Source organism: Streptomyces sp. NPDC002176 (genome assembly GCF_044903645.1).
GTDB lineage: Bacteria > Actinomycetota > Actinomycetes > Streptomycetales > Streptomycetaceae > Streptomyces.
Map to the genome: position 1 here is coordinate 1,118,181 of NZ_JBJDQW010000002.1, position 14,686 is coordinate 1,132,866.

Here is a 14,686-nt window from a genome sequence, read left to right on the forward strand (position 1 = left end):
GCTGAGAAGCGACTACAGGCAGTATCGGTTCTCGGAACTTGACGGCGGGCAGCAGGCGTGTCCGTCGGCCGCAGCGGGGAAGGTCGTTCGGATGCGCGAGACAGGGCTGCACGGACGTGAGACCGAACAACGACGGCTGGGGGACTTTCTGCGCCAGGCCCGGCAGGGACGGCCCGGGCCCGTACTCGTCGTCGACGGTGTGGCCGGTGTGGGCAAGAGCCGACTGCTGCGCGAGACCACTCACCGGGCACGGCAGCGGGGCCTCACCGTCCACCACGGCTCGGCCGGGGAGCTGCGGCGGCTGGCCCACTCCGCCACCGAGGACCGTTCCGTGCTGGTGCTGGACGACGCCGACACCGTACCGGCGGCCGAACTGCACGGCCTGTTCGGCGCCGGGCACCGGCAGACGGCCTCGCTGCTCCTCGCCCGCGGCACGAAGGGGCCGGGTGCGGGGCTGGAGCAACTGGACGAGGTGACGCCCGCCCCGGTGGAGCGGCTGCAGCTGGCCCCACTGGACAGCGACGCGGTGCGCCGACTGGTCCACGACCTCATCGGCGTGGAGCCGAGCGCCGGGCTGCTCGACGCGGCGAACTGCGCGGGCGGCAACCCCCGGCTCGTCGTACAACTGGTGCGGGGCCTGATGGAGGAGGACCGGATCGGGCCCATGGGGGAACTCGTCCGCCTCACCCCGAGGCGGCTGCCGCTGCGCGTGGGCGCCGAGGTCGACGCCCGTCTCAAGCTGCTCTCGAAGGAGTCCGTGCAGCTGGTGCGGGTCGGCACCGTCCTCGGCCGCACCTTCCCGCTCCAGCGGGCCGCGGCCATGCTCGGCACCAGCGCCGCCGCGCTGCTGTCCGCCGTGGACGAGACGGTCGCCGCCGGGATGCTGGCGTTCACCGACGGCGGTCTCTCCTTCGAGCAGCCGCTGGTGTGGCGCGCCGTCTACGAGACGATCCCCGAGAGCGTCCGCGCCACCCTCCACCAGGAGGCCCGCCACCTCACCGCCGAGCCGACCCCGCCCGCGCACGACCTGGTCGCCCTGGGCCGTCGGCACCCGGCACCCGCCCGTCGCCGCGCCACCGGCTCCGACACCACGGGCGCGCTGCGCACCCTGCTGGAGGCCGGATACGTCACCTCGGCCGTGCACCTGGTGGGCAGCGCCCTGAACCAGCCCGTCCCACCCCACGAGCGGACCGTCCTCGGCCGCGTCGTGACGGACCTCGCCATGTCCGCCGAGCACCTGGCCGCCCCGCTCGCGGACCAGGCGGGTCCCGACCTGGCCGACGCCGACCTGCTGCACCGCGCGCGGACCAGAGCCCGGCGCGTGAGCCCGGCACCACCCCGGACCACCGAACCCGAGCTGGAGCGCGTCGCGGCCATGGCACTGTCCAACCTCGCCTGGGCCGAGGGCGAGGTACGGGAAGCGGTCGGCCGGGGGCGCGAGGCCGTCGAGCAGCCGGTGCCCTCGGGAACGGGCGACCGCCCGGCCTACGCCCGGCTGGCCCTCGCGTACAAACTGATCGCGCTCGACGAGGGCGACGAGGCCGCCCGCCTCGTCGAAGAAGCCCGCGCCGAACGGGTCGACGGTGAGCCCGCCGCCCTTGCCGCGATGGCCGACCTGGTCGAGGCGTCGGCGCTGCTGCGCACCGGTGACCTGGAGCACGCGGGGCAGCGCGCGGAACAGGCGCTGGCCACCGCCGAGCGGGCTGGGCTCAGGAACTGCATGACCTGGGCATCGGCCGCCCAGTGCCTCGTCGCCCTGCGGGCGGGCGCACTGACCGACGCCGCCCGCCGACTGGCGCGCTGCCGGGAGCTGGAGGCCGGGCGGGGCGCCACGGTGTTCTTCGCCGGGCGCCGCCAGTGGCTGGACGTGCTGCTGCACGCCGCCCGCGACGAGCCGCGCGAGGCGGCCGGGCTGCTGGCCACCTCGCATCGGCACCTGCCCACCCACCTCCCGCTGCTCCTCGAAGAGCCGGGCGCCGCCGCCTGGTTCGTCCGCCTCTCCCGCCGCACCGGCGACCGGGACCTCGCGGAATCCACCCTGCGCGCGGTGGAGCAGCTCGCCGCCGCCCAGCCGGGGTTGCCCACCCTCGCCGTGGCCGCCGCCCACGCGCGCAGCCTCTACGAGTGCGACGCGGACGGTCTCGCCCGTGCCGCCGCCGACCACCGGGACGCCTGGGCCCGGACCTGCGCGGCAGACGATCTGCGCCGGTTGCTGAAGGAGCGGCGGGTGGACGAACACGCCCTCGCGTCCCCGCGTGCCACCACCTGGGCGGTACGGCATCACATCGGGCACATGAGCGCCGTCGAGGTGCCCGCCTCAGGCGGTACGGACGAGCCGGGCCCGCTGGTACCGGCCGAGCGCGACATCGCCGCGCTGGTCGCCCAGGGCCTGACCAACCGTCAGGTGGCGCAGAAGGTCCACCTCTCCCCGCACACCGTCAACTACTACCTGCGCCGCATCTACCGCAAGCTCGGCATCCGCTCCCGCGTCGAGCTGGCCCGGTACGTCCACGAGAGCGACGGCTGAGGAGCCGGGCGGCCCCGGACGGTCACGAAGTCCGGCCGGCCGTCTCGGCCGTGTCCTCCTGGCTGCGGCTGGCGTCCAGGTTGGCCTTCATCCGGTCCACCCGGCCGACGACCTGGACGGAGGCCCGCTCGCGCTCCTTGCGCAGCACCACCCAGCTGATCGGCGCCGAGATCACCATGGCAAGCAGCACGACCCAGAAGAAGTTGGAGGCGCCGAAGCCGCGCGGGAAGATCCCGGAGTAGACGGCTCCCCAGGCGACCACGAGGCAGCCGGCGAAGACGCCGAGGCGCATCAGCGTGTAGCGGAGCATCTCAATCCACTCTTCCGTGTCGTTTCGGCCCCAAAGGCATGCGCTGTCCAGTGAAGCACGCCCCGTACCCGATCTTGGCAGGGGGTGGGCGGCCTCAGCGCAGGGTCAGCAGCATGGTGACGTCGTCGCGGTGGTCGTCCGGCGCGACCCGGATGGCGCCCGGTACCCGGCCCACCTCGCGGTAGCCGCAGGAGGTGTAGAAGCGCTCCAGGCCCAGCCCACCGCGGCAGCCCAGCCGTATCGCGTCGATGCCGTCGATCCCGCGCGCGGCGTCGGCGGCGGCCGCCAGCAGGTCGCGGCCGTAGCCGAGGCCCTGGTGCTTGGGGTGGACCATCACCGTGTACAGCCAGAGCCAGTGGCCCATCAGCCGGTGGGAGTTGAAGGTGAGGAACGCGGTCGCGGCGACCCGCCCGTCATCGTCCAGCCCGACCAGCAGCCTGCTGTGCCCCTGGGCGAACCGGGCCAGCGAGCGGACCAGTTCGGGGCGTATGTCCTCGCGGGTGACGGGCGCCGTGAAGGCGACGGCGCCGCCCGCGTTGGTGACGTCCGCCCACAGGTCGAGCAGTCCGTCCCGCAGGTCGGGGGTGACGGCGGGGTCCAGGGTGAAGGTAAGAGCCACGGGGCCAAGGTAGTCCTTACCTCGGCCCCGGTTCAACGGGCTTCAGACGCGCATCGCCTGTGGGGTCTCCCGGCGCAGCGGGTCCGGACCCTCGTACTCGCGGATGATCTCGTACCGGGTGTTCCGCTCCATCGGGCGGAAGCCCGCGTCGCGGATCAGGTCGAGCAGGTCCTCGCGGGTCAGCTTGTTCGGCGTGCCGTAGTTGTCCGCGTCGTGCGTGATCTTGTACTCGACGACCGAGCCGTCCATGTCGTCCGCGCCGTGCTGCAGGGCGAGCTGGGCGGTCTGCACGCCGTGCATCACCCAGAACACCTTGACGTGCGGCACGTTGTCGAACAGCAGCCGGGAGACGGCGAACGTCTTCAGCGCCTCGGCGCCGGTCGCCATCTGGGTCCGCGCCTGGAGGCGGTTGCGGACCTTGCCGTCCTTCATGTCCACGAAGTCGTGCTGGTAGCGCAGCGGGATGAAGACCTGGAAACCGCCGGTCTCGTCCTGGAGTTCGCGCAGCCGCAGCACGTGGTCCACCCGGTGCCGGGGCTCCTCGATGTGCCCGTACAGCATGGTGCACGGGGTCTTCAGACCCTTCTCGTGCGCCAGCCGGTGGATACGGGACCAGTCCTCCCAGTGCGTGCGGTGGTCCACGATGTGCTGCCGGACCTCCCAGTCGAAGATCTCGGCGCCGCCGCCGGTCAGCGACTCAAGACCGGCGTCGATCAGTTCGTCCAGGATCTCGCTCGCGCTCAGCCCGGAGATCGTCTCGAAGTGGTGGATCTCGGTGGCCGTGAACGCCTTCAGCGAGACGTTCGGCAGCGCGGCCTTCAGTTCCTTCAGCGAGCGCGGGTAGTAGCGCCACGGCAGGTTCGGGTGCAGGCCGTTGACGATGTGCAGCTCGGTGAGGTTCTCCGACTCCATCGCCTTGGCCAGCTTCACGGCCTCCTCGATGCGCATCGTGTACGCGTCCTTCTCGCCCGGCTTGCGCTGGAACGAGCAGTAGGCGCAGGACGCCGTGCACACGTTGGTCATGTTGAGGTGACGGTTGACGTTGAAGTGGACCACGTCGCCGTTCTTGCGCGTACGCACCTCATGGGCGAGGCCACCGAGCCACGCCAGGTCGTCCGACTCGTAGAGCGCGATGCCGTCCTCACGGGTCAGCCGCTCACCGGAGCGGACCTTGTCCTCCAGCTCGCGCTTGAGTCCGACGTCCATACCCACACCTTTCCACGACAACCTGACCAACCGTACTCCCCCGAACCCGCGTTCCCGCGCGGCTACTCCTCTTCCGGCAGCTCCCCGACCCGGTTCTCCCACTTGGTGGAGAGCACGATCGTGGTGCGGGTGCGGGAGACGCCCTTGGTGCCGCTCAGCCTGCGGATCGTCTTCTCCAGACCGTCCACGTCGGAGGAGCGGACCTTCAGCATGAAGGAGTCGTCACCGGCGATGAACCAGCAGTCCTCGATCTCGGTGAGGTCCTTCAGCCTGCGCGCCACGTCCTCGTGGTCGGCGGCGTCGGACAGCGAGATGCCGATCAGCGCGGTGACCCCGAGGCCCAGCGAGGCGGCGTCCACCGTGGCGCGGTAGCCGGTGATGACACCGGCCGCCTCCAGCCGGTTGATGCGGTCGGTGACGCTGGGTCCCGACAGGCCGACGAGGCGCCCCAGCTCCGCGTACGAGGCCCGGCCGTTCTCCCTCAGGGCCTGGATGAGCTGCCTGTCCACCGCGTCCATGCGATCGAAGCCTTCCGGTGTGAAATTTGCCGTAGTGAGGTACCGCTACTTGCCTTGCACGCCTGCTCGTCCCGCGCGCCTTACGTGCTCTGCCCGCCGCCCAGCTCGCCCTTCCAGCGCCGGTACAGGCCGTGCTCCACGCCCGCCGCGTCCAGCACCCGCCCGGCGACGAAGTCCACCAGGTGCTGGATGTGGGTAGCGCCCGCGTAGAAGGCCGGTGAGGCGGGGACCACGCTCGCCCCGGCGTCGTCCAGCGCGACGAGCTGGCGCAGGGTCTGCCCGTTCAGCGGGGTCTCGCGCACCGCCACCACCAGCGGCCTGCGCTCCTTCAGCGTCACGCTCGCCGCCCGCTGCAGCAGGTCCTTGGACAGGCCGAGGGCCACCCCCGCGACGCACGCGGTCGACGCGGGCACGATCAGCATGCCCTTGACCGGGTACGACCCCGAGGACGGTCCCGCCGCGAGGTCGCCCGCGTTCCAGTACCGCACCCGGCCGAGGTCCACCGCGAAGGTGTCCGGCTTGCCGTCGGCGCCGCGCGCCAGCCAGTCCCCCAGGTCCTCGCGCCAGTGGGCGTCCCGGAACGAGATCCCCGTCTCGTCCAGCAGCGTCAGCCGCGAGGCCCGGCTGACCACCAGGTCGACGTCCTCCCCGGCGTCCAGCAGCGCTCGCAGCACCGCCGCCGCGTACGGCGTCCCGGAAGCCCCCGAAACCCCCACGATCCAAGGCACGCGCTGCGTTTGTCCTGCGTTCACACCTTGAGAGTACCGGCGTGACGCAGTGTGCTCAGGCCGGGTGGGCCTTGGTCAGACGGTCAGTCCCCGCATCAGCAGATCGAGCAGCGCGCAGACGAACAGGGCGATGCCGATGAAACCGTTGACTTGGAAGAACGCCCGGTTCAGGCGGGACAGGTCGTGCGGGCGCACGATGCGGTGTTCGTAGACGAAGGCCGCGGCGACGATCGCCAGGCCCAGCCAGAAGAACGCGCCCGCGTGGGTGAGGGCCGCGTACCAGACGAACAGGGCCATCGTGAGGGTGTGGCACACGCGCGCGCCCCAGATGGCCGCCGGGATGCCGAAGCGGGCCGGGACCGACTTCACGCCGACCTCGCGGTCGGTCTCCACGTCCTGGCAGGCGTAGATCAGGTCGAAGCCGCCGATCCAGATGCCGACCGCGAGGCCGAGGATCACCGCGTCCCAGGACCAGGTGCCGGAGATCGCCAGCCAGCCGCCGACCGGGCCCATGGCCTGCGCGATGCCGAGGATCGCCTGCGGGAAGTTGGTGAACCGCTTGCCGTACGGATAGACCACCATCGGGATCACCGCGATCGGCGCGAGCGCCAGGCACAGCGGGTTCAGCAGGGCGGCCGAGCCGAGGAAGACGACCAGCGCGATCAGCGCGCCGGTCCACGCGTGCCGGACCGACATCGCGCCGGTGACCAGCTCGCGCTGGGCGGTGCGCGGGTTCCGGGCGTCGATCTCGCGGTCGATGATCCGGTTGACCGCCATGGCGAAGGTGCGCAGGCCGACCATGCAGATGGTGACCAGCAGCAGCCGCGCCCAGTGGATGTTCTTGTCCCACTGGTACATGGCGGTGAGCGAGGCGATGTACGCGAAGGGCAGCGCGAAGACCGAGTGCTCGATCATCACCAGGCGGAGGAACGCCGGAACACCCCCGCGTCTGCGGGGACCATGCTTCGCGCTGCCCCCTCCAAGAATGACGTCACCGCTCACAGTCCGTACTCCTTCCAGCGCCGGGTCACCCGTTCGGCCGTAGCCGGGTCCGACAGGACCATGTCCGGCCAGCCCCCGTCCCTGGTGTAGCCCTCCTCGGGCAGCTTCTTCGTCGCGTCGATGCCCGCCTTGCCGCCCCAGAACTGCTGGTAGGAGGCGTGGTCGAGATGGTCGACGGGGCCCTCGGCGACCACCAGGTCACGGGCGTAGTCGGTGTTGCCCAGCGCCCGCCAGGCGACCTCGTGCAGATCGTGCACATCGCAGTCGGAGTCCACGACCACGATCAGCTTGGTCAGCGACATCATGTGCGCGCCCCAGATCGCGGACATCACCTTCTGCGCGTGCTTCGGGTACTTCTTGTCGATCGAGACGATCGCGCAGTTGTGGAAGCCGCCCGCCTCGGGGAGGTGGTAGTCCACGATGTCCGGGATGATGATCTTCAGCAGCGGCAGGAAGAAGCGCTCCGTGGCGCGGCCGAGCGGCCCGTCCTCGGTGGGCGGGCGGCCGACCACGATCGACTGGAGCAGCGGCCGCTTCCGCATCGTCACGCAGTCGATCGTCAGCGCGGGGAACGGCTCCTGCGGGGTGTAGAAGCCGGTGTGGTCGCCGAAGGGGCCCTCGGGGAGCATCTCGCCCGGCTCCAGCCAGCCCTCGATGACGACCTCGGCGTTGGCCGGGACCTGGAGCGGCACGGTCTTGCAGTCGACCATCTCGATCCGCTTGCCCGCGATGAACCCGGCGAACAGGTACTCGTCGATGTCGCCGGGCAGCGGCGCGGTGGAGGCGTAGGTGACGGCGGGCGGGCAGCCGAAGGCGATGGCGACCGGCAGCCGCTCACCGCGGCGGGCGGCGACCGCGTAGTGGTTCCGGCTGTCCTTGTGGATCTGCCAGTGCATGCCGATGGTGCGCTTGTCGTGCCGCTGGAGCCGGTACAGCCCGAGGTTGCGGACGCCGGTGTCGGGGTCCTTGGTGTGGGTCAGCCCGAGGTTGAAGAAGGAGCCGCCATCCTTCGGCCAGGTGAACAGGGCCGGGAGCGCGTCCAGGTCCACGTCGTCACCGGTGAGGACGACCTCCTGGACGGGCGCGTGGTCGCCCTTGACCTTCTTCGGCGGTACGTGCGCCATCGCGCCGAGCTTGCCGAACGCCTCGCGGACGCCGATGAAGCCCTGCGGCAGCTCGGGCCGCAGCAGTCCGCCGATCTTGTCGGAGATCTCCGCGTACGACTTGAGCCCGAGCGCCTTGAGCAGGCGGCGGTCGGTGCCGAAGACGTTCATCGCCAGGGGCATCGCGGAGCCCTTGACGTTCTCGAAGAGCAGCGCCGGTCCGCCGGCCTTCTGTACCCGGTCGACGATCTCACCGACCTCCAGGTATGGGTCGACCTCGGCCTTGATGCGCTTGAGGTCTCCCTCGCGCTCCAGCGCCCGGAGGAGGGAGCGAAGATCGTCGTAAGCCATGTGTCCCAGTATCGGCCACCGGCTACGCTGGCCCGGTCACCGGGGCCGTCCACACCGTGGGGAGATCGCGCGACCATGCTCAGGTATCTGCCGTTCCTGCTGGTCCTGGCGCTGTGGATCTACGCCTTCGTGGACTGTCTGAACACCCCCGAGGACGAGGTCCGCCATCTGCCGAAGGTGGCCTGGGTGTTCATCGTGCTGCTCTTCGGCGAGGTCCTGATCGGCCCGCTGGCCTGGCTGATCACCGGCAAGGTCCGCCGGCCGTCCGGCCCCGCGCCGACCTGGGTGGCGCCCGACGACAACCCGGACTTCCTGCGCTCCCTGAAGAAGGACGAGCCGGACACGGAGTGAGGGCCCCCATGGAGCTGGAGCAGGCGCGGGACTGGTTGCGTACCGCCGTCGCGGAGGCACGGGCCGGGCGGGCGGAGGGCGGCATCCCGATCGGGGCCGCGCTGTACGGCCCGGACGGGGAGCTGCTCGGGCGGGGCCGCAACCGGCGGGTGCAGGACGGGGACCCGGCGACGCACGCGGAGACGGCGGCCTTCCGGGACGCGGGACGGCGGCGGTCGTACCGGGGGACGACCATGGTGACCACGCTCTCGCCGTGCTGGTACTGCTCGGGGCTGGTGCGGCAGTTCGGGATCTCGCGGGTCGTGGTCGGGGAGGCGGGGACCTTCAGCGGCGGGCACGAGTGGCTGGCCGGGCTGGGGGTGGAGGTCGTGCTGCTGGACGATCCGGAGTGCGCCGCGCTGATGCGGGAGTTCGTGGCCCGGAACCCAGAGTTGTGGAACGAGGACATCGGACTCTGAGGGCGCACGGTCACGCGTTCGGCCCGCCATCCGTTCCGCTGAAAAGCCCCGCGCGGGCATGTCTCCACCGCGTGCGACGGCATTCCCTTGACGGGGGCCCCACCACACCGGGGTGCCCTTCTGCGATCGGAGACGCGTGCGAATCACTGACATCCAGCGCTGCGAGGTCCGGCCGGGGCGGCTCGTGGAGTGGACACTGAGTCCGGCGACCGTCGCCACGGCGCACGGGCTGCCGGAGGACTCCCGGCCGCCCGCCTACATCCAGGAGTCGCACATCCGGACGGCCCGGCACGTCCGCGAGGACGGTCTGTTCGTGCCGACCTGGCTCGGCACCTCCTTCGACCTGGCGGGACCGGTCGACCTCGATGTGCTCCAGGAGTCGCTGCGGGCCTGGACGGTCCGGCACGAGACGCTGCGCAGCGGCTTCCGCTGGGCGGGCGAGGACGGCGAGGAGCTGCGCCGCTTCACCCTGGACGCCGAGGACGTCACCCTGCACCGGGAGGCGGCCGGGGACTTCACGGACGCGGCCGCGCTGACCGCGCATCTCCAGTCCCGGTTCGACACGGTCGCGGACGCGCTGCGCTGGCCGAACCTGATCTACGCGGCCGTGGTCCGGGACGACTCGGCCACCGTCTTCCTCGCCTTCGACCACAGCAATGTGGACGCCTACTCGCTGCACGGCATCCCGGCCGAGATCGAGGAGCTGTACACCGCGGGTGTGGAGGGGCGCGGGCCGGTGGTGCGGACCCCGGCGGCCAGTTACGTGGACTTCTGCGAGATCGAGCGGGCGGACGCCGACCGGCTGGACGGCGGGCACGAGACGGTGGCCCGCTGGCGGGAGTTCATCCGGCGCTGCGACGGCACGCTGCCCTCGTTCCCGGTCGAGCTGGGGGTGGAGCCGGGTGGCCCGCTGCCGCCGCAGCGGATGATCTGCGAGCCGCTGGTGGACGCGGAGGCGGCGGCCGCGTTCGAGGCGTACTGCCGACCGTACGGGGGGAGTCTGGTCGGGCTGCTGGCGGCGACCGCGCTGATCGTGCAGGAGCTGGGCGAGCAGTCGGTGTACCGGACGGTGGTGCCGTTCCACACCCGGGTGAAGTCGCAGTGGAGCGACTCGGTCGGCTGGTTCGTGGGCGGTGCCCCCATCGAGGTGCCGCTGGAGAACGCCCCCGACCTGACCGCCACCCTGCGCGCGGTCCGGTCGCAGCTCCAGGCGAACCGTACGCTGGCCCGGATGCCGCTGGCCCGGGTGCTGAGCCTGCTGGGCGCGGACTTCCGGCCGACGTCGCCGGACCTGTACTCGATCGTCTCGTTCGTCGACACCCGCGGTATTCCGGGCGCGTCCCGCTGGGCGGGGCAGAACGCGCACGCCCTGCTGCGGGTGTCGTACGGCGATCAGGTGTGCGTGTGGGTCAACCGGCTGCACGACGGTCTGTGGCTGGCCAGCCGCCACCCGGACACGGACGTGGCGGCGAAGAACATGGGGCTGTACGTGGAGCGGCTACGGGACCTGCTCACCGCTCCGCTCGCCTGATCCCCAGTAGCCGATCAGCCGTTCGAAGCGGTTGCGCCACTCCGCTTCCGACGCGCCCTCGCCCTGGTACTCGTGGGTGAAGCGCAGGGTGCTGCCGTCCTCGCCGTCGCGTTCGAGGTGGAACCGCAGCCTGCCGCCGCCCTCGACGGTGTACTCCGCGACCCGGTCCACGTCCCAGGCGGTGACCCGCCCGGCGCCCAGGTCGCGCAGCGCGACCGTGCCGTCGAGGCGGGGTTCGAGCACGTCGACCGGGGTGCACCAGGCGGACAGGCCCTCGGCGGCGGCCACCGCGGGCCAGACCTCCTCCATGGACCTCGGCAGCCGCACCAGGAAGTGCCGGATGTGCGTGTTCCCGTGGGTCTGGCTCATGCCCTGTTCGATGGAACCGTGCATGAGCCCAGTCTCCACGACCCCGCGCTCAGACGCCCGCGTACGAGTGCTTTCCGCTGACGAAGATGTTGACGCCGTAGTAGTTGAACAGCCAGCAGCCGAAGGCGATCAGGGCCAGGTAGGCGGCCTTGCGGCCCTTCCAGCCGGCTGTGGCGCGGGCGTGCAGGTAGCAGGCGTAGGCGACCCAGGTGATGAAGGACCAGGTCTCCTTGGGGTCCCAGTTCCAGTACCGGCCCCAGGCGTCGCCCGCCCAGATGGCGCCCGCGATGATCGTGAAGGTCCACAGCGGGAAGACGGCCGCGTTGACCCGGTAGGCGAACTTGTCCAGCGAGGCGGAGGCGGGCAGCCGCTCCAGCACCGAGCGGGCGAAGGTGCCCGGGGTGCCGCCGTTCTCCAGCTTGTTCTCGTAGGAGTCCTTGAAGAGGTACAGGATCGTGGCGACCGCGCCGACGTAGAACACCGCGCCGCAGAAGATGGCGGTGGAGACGTGGATGTACAGCCAGTACGAGTGCAGCGCGGGGACCAGCTGGTCGCTGGCCGTGTAGAGCACGGTGACCGCGAGGCCGAGGTCCAGCAGGACGGTGGTGATCAGGAACAGGCCGAGCCAGCGGACGTTCTTCTTCAGCGCAAGGAGGCCCAGGTAGACGCCGACCGCGACGGTGGAGAAGGTCAGGTTGAACTCGTACATGTTGCCCCAGGGGGCGCGCTGCACGGAGGCCGCGCGGGCGACCACACCGGCCAGCTCCACCAGGAAGGCGAGCACGGTGAGGGAGACCGCGATCCGGCCGTACATGTCGCCCTGGACGTCGCCGCCGTGGGCGCCGGGGCCGTCCGGCACGTCACGGGCACCGGCGGCGGAGCGCACGACGACCTGCGGGCGCTCCAGCACGGTGGTGCCGCCCGCCTGCTTCAGGGTGACGGCAGGGGCGCCCTTGGCGGGCTTGGTGTCGGCGGTGAGCGCGGCGGCCGTGCGGCCGACCTTGCTGCGGCTGCCGAAGAGCCATTCGGCGATGTAGGCGAAGAAGGCCAGCGTGTAGACGGCCATCGAGGAGTAGATGAGCGTGTTGCTGACGCTCGCCAGATGCTCGTTGGTCGCGGCGGCGAGGTCGGTTGCGGCGGCGAGAGTCACTTCTCAGCCCCTTCGGCAGGTACGGCGTGGGATGAGTCTGCGGGGGTTTCGGGGGCGCCGGGCGCCCGGTCGTAGAGGGTTCCGGCGAGGGCGCCCAGTTCCTCGGGGACCTTGGCGGACTCGCTGCGGCCGAGACCGGCCATCTCGACCACCGTGACCCCGTCGGCGCCGCGTACGGCCCGCACCCAGACCCGGCGGCGCTGGATGAAGAGGGAGGCGGCGAGGCCGAAGATCGCGGCGACGGCGCCGCCCAGCGCCCAGACGCCGCCCGGCTCCTGGACGATCTGGAAGCCCGCCCACTCCTTGACGTCCTTGCCGAAGGTGACGGTCCCGGCTCCGTCGGGCAGCTTCATGGTCTGCCCCGGCTTCAGGTTGACCCGCAGCTGCTTGCCCTGGGCGTCCTTGAAGCCCTTCATGTGCTTCTTGTCGAGCTGGTACACGCTCTGCGGCATCGCGTCGACGCCGAGGTCGCCGTGGTACGGCTCCAGGTTGAGCACCGGGTTTAGCAGCGCCGGGAACTGGGAGAGGACGTTGGCGCCGCCGCCGTAGGTCGGCAGGAAGAAGGCCCGGATGCCGAGCTGCTCCTTGACGCCCTTGGCGTCGTGGTAGCCGTCCATGACCTTGACGACGCCCTGCGAGGTGACGTTGCCGTCCAGCGGGAGCAGCGGCACGGCGTCCTCGTAGACCACCTTGCCCTCGCCGTCGCGGACGGTGATGACGGGCGCGTAGCCGTGGCTGACCAGGTAGACCTTGGCGTCGTCGATCTTCAGCGGCTGGTTGACCTGGACGAGCTTGGAGCGCGACTTCCCGTACGCGCCCTCGCTGTAGTCGATCTTCGCCTCGAAGGTGCGCGGGGTGCCGCGGTTGGGGCCGGACACCTCGTAGGTGCCCTTGAAGTCCTTGAGGTCGAAGCTGAAGGGGACCAGGTCGTCGTTGTGGAACAGGCTGCCGGACTTGAAGTCGTCGTACATCGGCAGCGCGTTGGAGAAGCCGTCGCCCTCGACCACCAGCTTGGTGCCGTCGGACTTGAACAGCTGGCCGGAGGCGAAGGCGACCAGCAGCACGATCAGCGCGATGTGGAAGGCCAGGTTGCCCAGCTCGCGCAGGTACCCCTTCTCGGCGGCGACCGCGTCACCCGCGGTGTGCGCGCGGAAGCGGCGCTTCTTCAGCAGCGCGAGCGCGTCCGCGCGGACCTGCTCGGGGTCGGCGGTGGTGCGCCAGGTGGTGTACGCGGGCAGCCGGTCCAGGCGGCGGGGGGCGCCCGGCGGGCGGCCGCGGAGCTGGCCGATGAACTGCCAGGTGCGCGGCACGATGCAGCCGATGAGGGAGACGAACAGCAGGATGTAGATCGCGGAGAACCACACCGAGCTGTAGACGTGGAACAGCCCGAGCTTGTCGTAGACGGGCGCGATCGTGGTGTGGGCGGCGCGGAACGCCTCGACCTTGCTGGCGTCGGCGCCGGTCTGCGGGATCAGTGAGCCGGGGATCGCGCCGAGGGAGAGCAGCAGGAGCAGCAGCAGCGCGACCCGCATGGAGGTCAGCTGCCGCCAGAACCAGCGGGCCCAGCCGATGACGCCGAGGCCCGGCAGGGTCGCCGTGTCCTCCTCGGGCGCGGTGGACAGCTGTGAGCCGGCCGCGCCGAGTCCCTCCTGGTCCTGGCTCTTGTCGGTTTCGGTGTCGCTCATCGTTCAGATCCCCACAGAGAAGCCGTCGGACCAGGTCTGCATCTCCTGCACCAGGTGGTCCCAGGCGCCGGTCAGCAGCAGCACGCCGGTCACGATCATCATCGTGCCGCCCGCCCGCATCACCCAGACATAGTGGCGTTTGACCCAGCCGAAGGCGCCGAGGGCCTTGCGGAAGGCGATCGCGGTGAGCACGAAGGGCACGCCGAGCCCGAGGCAGTACGCGACGGTCAGTATCGCGCCCCGGCCCGCGCTCGCCTGCTGGGAGGAGAGGGCGACGACGGAGGCGAGGGTGGGGCCGATGCAGGGCGTCCAGCCGATCCCGAAGAGGGCGCCGAGCACGGGCGCGCCGATCAGTCCGGTGGCGGGGCGCTTGTGGAAGCGGAACTCGCGCTGGGTCAGCCAGGGCATCAGGCCCATGAAGAAGACGCCGAGCAGGATCATCAGGACGCCGAGGACATGGGTGAGCACGTCCTTGTAGCCCTGGAGCGTCTGCCCGAAGTACCCGAACAGGGCGCCGCCGGAGACGAACACCACGGTGAAGCCGAGGACGAAGAGGGCGGCACCGGCGGTCATCCGGCCCCGCCGGGCGTCGGCCAGGTCGGTGCCGGTGACGCCGGTCACGTAGGAGAGGTAGCCGGGGACCAGCGGGAGCACGCAGGGCGAGAAGAAGGAGACCAGACCGCCCAGCACCGCGACGGGCAGGGCGAGCAGCAGGGCGCCGTTGAGCACGGTCTCGTTCCGGCTCGTCACGGCGGCGAGCGTCAGCAGGGCGCTCACG

General features: G+C 71.1%; 15 protein-coding genes. 4 read left to right on the forward strand and 11 right to left on the reverse strand.

The window, feature by feature from the left end; genetic code table 11:
• The first annotated feature begins 91 nt into the window (after positions 1 to 91).
• Entirely contained in the window at positions 92 to 2,527 is a 2,436-nt protein-coding gene (locus ACI2LY_RS13445; RefSeq protein ID WP_404707240.1) for a LuxR C-terminal-related transcriptional regulator, read from the forward strand.
• A 22-nt stretch (positions 2,528 to 2,549) separates the two neighbouring features.
• Here ACI2LY_RS13445 and ACI2LY_RS13450 read toward each other — a convergent pair whose 3' ends face one another.
• The 7 genes from ACI2LY_RS13450 to ACI2LY_RS13480 all read right to left on the reverse strand — a co-directional run bounded on the left by ACI2LY_RS13450 (position 2,550) and on the right by ACI2LY_RS13480 (position 8,364).
• Positions 2,550 to 2,837, reverse strand: a complete 288-nt coding sequence (locus ACI2LY_RS13450) for a DUF4229 domain-containing protein (RefSeq protein ID WP_404707241.1) — start codon at positions 2,835 to 2,837, stop codon at positions 2,550 to 2,552.
• A 94-nt stretch (positions 2,838 to 2,931) separates the two neighbouring features.
• Complete coding sequence (locus ACI2LY_RS13455; protein WP_404707242.1) at positions 2,932 to 3,456, reverse strand: GNAT family N-acetyltransferase; 525 nt, start codon at positions 3,454 to 3,456, stop codon at positions 2,932 to 2,934.
• A 42-nt stretch (positions 3,457 to 3,498) separates the two neighbouring features.
• Positions 3,499 to 4,662 (reverse strand): aminofutalosine synthase MqnE, encoded by a 1,164-nt coding sequence (gene mqnE / locus ACI2LY_RS13460; protein WP_404707243.1) that lies wholly within the window; start codon positions 4,660 to 4,662, stop codon positions 3,499 to 3,501.
• A gap of 62 nt (positions 4,663 to 4,724) precedes the next feature.
• Positions 4,725 to 5,180: an Lrp/AsnC family transcriptional regulator gene (locus ACI2LY_RS13465; protein WP_404707244.1), complete on the reverse strand. Its 456-nt coding sequence runs from the start codon at positions 5,178 to 5,180 to the stop codon at positions 4,725 to 4,727.
• A gap of 80 nt (positions 5,181 to 5,260) precedes the next feature.
• Positions 5,261 to 5,908: a UbiX family flavin prenyltransferase gene (locus ACI2LY_RS13470; RefSeq protein WP_404707245.1), complete on the reverse strand. Its 648-nt coding sequence runs from the start codon at positions 5,906 to 5,908 to the stop codon at positions 5,261 to 5,263.
• 75 nt (positions 5,909 to 5,983) lie between these two features.
• Positions 5,984 to 6,895, reverse strand: a complete 912-nt coding sequence (mqnP, locus tag ACI2LY_RS13475) for a menaquinone biosynthesis prenyltransferase MqnP (protein WP_404707333.1) — start codon at positions 6,893 to 6,895, stop codon at positions 5,984 to 5,986.
• 11 nt (positions 6,896 to 6,906) lie between these two features.
• Positions 6,907 to 8,364, reverse strand: a complete 1,458-nt coding sequence (locus tag ACI2LY_RS13480) for a menaquinone biosynthesis decarboxylase (RefSeq protein WP_404707246.1) — start codon at positions 8,362 to 8,364, stop codon at positions 6,907 to 6,909.
• A gap of 75 nt (positions 8,365 to 8,439) precedes the next feature.
• Between ACI2LY_RS13480 and ACI2LY_RS13485 the strand changes: the two genes are divergently transcribed.
• From ACI2LY_RS13485 to ACI2LY_RS13495, 3 genes are all read left to right on the forward strand, one after another.
• Complete coding sequence (locus tag ACI2LY_RS13485) at positions 8,440 to 8,715, forward strand: PLD nuclease N-terminal domain-containing protein (RefSeq protein WP_404707247.1); 276 nt, start codon at positions 8,440 to 8,442, stop codon at positions 8,713 to 8,715.
• A gap of 8 nt (positions 8,716 to 8,723) precedes the next feature.
• Complete coding sequence (locus ACI2LY_RS13490) at positions 8,724 to 9,173, forward strand: nucleoside deaminase (protein ID WP_404707248.1); 450 nt, start codon at positions 8,724 to 8,726, stop codon at positions 9,171 to 9,173.
• A gap of 136 nt (positions 9,174 to 9,309) precedes the next feature.
• Positions 9,310 to 10,704 carry a condensation domain-containing protein gene (locus tag ACI2LY_RS13495; RefSeq protein ID WP_404707249.1) on the forward strand — a complete coding sequence of 465 codons (1,395 nt, stop codon included), beginning with the start codon at positions 9,310 to 9,312 and terminating at the stop codon, positions 10,702 to 10,704.
• On the opposite strand, the gene ACI2LY_RS13500 is transcribed toward ACI2LY_RS13495, so the two are convergent.
• The 4 genes from ACI2LY_RS13500 to ACI2LY_RS13515 are packed head-to-tail and all read right to left on the reverse strand — an operon-like array spanning position 10,672 to position 14,685.
• Positions 10,672 to 11,097 (reverse strand): hypothetical protein, encoded by a 426-nt coding sequence (locus ACI2LY_RS13500; RefSeq protein ID WP_393914725.1) that lies wholly within the window; start codon positions 11,095 to 11,097, stop codon positions 10,672 to 10,674. The genes ACI2LY_RS13495 and ACI2LY_RS13500 overlap by 33 nt on opposite strands.
• 25 nt (positions 11,098 to 11,122) lie before the next feature.
• Positions 11,123 to 12,223, reverse strand: coding sequence for a c-type cytochrome biogenesis protein CcsB (gene ccsB, locus ACI2LY_RS13505; protein WP_404707250.1), 1,101 nt, complete (start codon positions 12,221 to 12,223; stop codon positions 11,123 to 11,125).
• Entirely contained in the window at positions 12,220 to 13,908 is a 1,689-nt protein-coding gene (locus ACI2LY_RS13510) for a cytochrome c biogenesis protein ResB (RefSeq protein WP_404707251.1), read from the reverse strand. The genes ccsB and ACI2LY_RS13510 overlap by 4 nt, the downstream gene beginning before the upstream one ends.
• Positions 13,909 to 13,911: 3 nt before the next feature.
• Positions 13,912 to 14,685 (reverse strand): cytochrome c biogenesis CcdA family protein, encoded by a 774-nt coding sequence (locus ACI2LY_RS13515; RefSeq protein ID WP_404707252.1) that lies wholly within the window; start codon positions 14,683 to 14,685, stop codon positions 13,912 to 13,914.
• Position 14,686 lies beyond the last annotated feature (1 nt).

Coding starts and splice junctions, on each gene's coding strand:
- ACI2LY_RS13500 (WP_393914725.1), bottom strand. CDS start 11,097: ATGCACGGTTCCATCGAACAGGGCATGAGCCAGACCCACGGGAACACG.
- ACI2LY_RS13465 (WP_404707244.1), bottom strand. CDS start 5,180: ATGGACGCGGTGGACAGGCAGCTCATCCAGGCCCTGAGGGAGAACGGC.
- mqnE (WP_404707243.1), bottom strand. CDS start 4,662: ATGGACGTCGGACTCAAGCGCGAGCTGGAGGACAAGGTCCGCTCCGGT.
- ACI2LY_RS13490 (WP_404707248.1), top strand. CDS start 8,724: ATGGAGCTGGAGCAGGCGCGGGACTGGTTGCGTACCGCCGTCGCGGAG.
- ACI2LY_RS13445 (WP_404707240.1), top strand. CDS start 92: ATGCGCGAGACAGGGCTGCACGGACGTGAGACCGAACAACGACGGCTG.
- ACI2LY_RS13485 (WP_404707247.1), top strand. CDS start 8,440: ATGCTCAGGTATCTGCCGTTCCTGCTGGTCCTGGCGCTGTGGATCTAC.
- ACI2LY_RS13480 (WP_404707246.1), bottom strand. CDS start 8,364: ATGGCTTACGACGATCTTCGCTCCCTCCTCCGGGCGCTGGAGCGCGAG.
- ACI2LY_RS13450 (WP_404707241.1), bottom strand. CDS start 2,837: ATGCTCCGCTACACGCTGATGCGCCTCGGCGTCTTCGCCGGCTGCCTC.
- ACI2LY_RS13510 (WP_404707251.1), bottom strand. CDS start 13,908: ATGAGCGACACCGAAACCGACAAGAGCCAGGACCAGGAGGGACTCGGC.